Genomic DNA, 1,647 nt, shown 5'->3' with positions numbered 1-1,647 from the left:
ACAAGCAACATTCTCAGCTAAACCGCCACCGCCTTCAAATCCCTGCCTCACCCGAACACCAGTTCCGACCATAACTCCTTTGATTGGCCGACCGGCATATCATCCATCGACGTTGCTCAAGCTTTACATCTACGGGTACTTGAATCGGATTCAATCGAGTCGGCGCCTCGAGCGCGAAGCACAACGGAATCTCGAATTGATCTGGCTGACAGGCCGCTTGACTCCCGACTTCAAGACTATCGCTGACTTCCGAAAGGATAACGGAGTTGCAATCCGCAAAGTCTGCCGCGAGTTTGTATTACTGTGCCGGCGGTTGAAACTATTCTCAGATGCTACGGTTGCCATCGACGGCAGCAAATTTAAAGCGGTCAACAATCGAGACAAAAACTTCACTGAGCGCAAGCTCCAGGCTCGCATGGACCAACTCGAGCAATGCATTGACCGCTACATGGATGAACTGGACCGGGCCGATCGAGAGCCAGCGAGCCTGCCGGACGAACGCATCCCTCACCTGAAGGAGAAGATCGAGAAGCTCAAAGCGCAAGTGCAAAAGCTCGGCGAGATCGAGACGCAGATGCGCGGAGCTCCCGACGGCCAGATCTCGCTGACGGACCCGGACGCGCGGTCTATGGCAACTAGCGGGCGTGGCACGGGAACGGTCGGCTACAACGTGCAAACCGCTGTAGATCTTAAGAATCACATGATCGTTGCCCATGATGTCGTCAATGTTGGTCACGATCGTTCGCAACTGGCTACGATGGCGAAAATGGCGCGAGATGCTATCGGTCAAAAGAAACTGACGGCGCTTGCCGATCGCGGCTACTACAAGAGCGATGAAATTCTGCGCTGCGAGCAAGAGGGAATCAAGACGTTGGTGCCCAAGCCGCTGACCTCGAACAGTAAGGCAGAGGGTCGCTTTGACAAGCGAGACTTTGTTTACATTGAGTCGGATGATGAGTATCGCTGTCCAGCAGGAGAGCGGGCCATTTGGCGCTTCACGACGATTGAGGCTGGACTGAAGATCCACAAGTATTGGCCTTCAGCATGTCCAAGTTGCAAACTAAAGCCGCAGTGCACTCCGAGTCCATATCGAAGGGTGGCGCGGTGGGAACATGAAAAGGTACTTGAGGATATGCAGCGTCGACTCGATCAGAACCCAGACGCCGCGAGATTGCGAAGGCAGACAGTCGAGCATCCATTCGGAACGCTCAAGTTCTGGATGGGCTCCGCGCACTTCCTGATGAAAACGCTTCCGCGCGTGCGAACCGAAATGAGCCTTCACGTATTGGCGTACAACCTGAAGCGAGCAATAAGTATCCTAGGAACGCAGTCGTTAATTGATGCGATGAAGACGTGAGAGCGCATAGCGAGTCGCGATAATTGAAAGAAGGGCGAAATTGCTCCTGCCCGATCGCGGCTACCCGATCGATGGTCGATCGATCGCGTCTGCCGGCAACTCGTCGATATGCTGCGACCCGTTTTCACACAGCCTTATATGGACACCGCCCGGTTTGCCAAGTTGATCTTCATGTGATGCCGTAACGAGGTATCGGCTGCGGTCTTATATGCGGCTTTACGCAGGCCGAAGCCGCGAGCCCTGATGGAATGCGCCAGGAATGTCCTCATCTCGGCCACGTGCTTCAGGCA

General features: G+C 54.7%; 1 protein-coding gene. It reads left to right on the top strand.

Annotation, left to right across the window (positions count from 1 at the left end):
* On the top strand, positions 1–1,357 hold a 1,357-nt coding region (locus tag AWB81_RS42740; protein ID WP_235026254.1), incomplete at its 5' end, for an IS1182 family transposase.
* Positions 1,358–1,647: the final 290 nt, after the last annotated feature.

This window comes from Caballeronia arationis, assembly GCF_001544975.2.
GTDB lineage: Bacteria > Pseudomonadota > Gammaproteobacteria > Burkholderiales > Burkholderiaceae > Caballeronia > Caballeronia arationis.
This window is presented reverse-complemented; position numbering and strand designations above follow the sequence as displayed.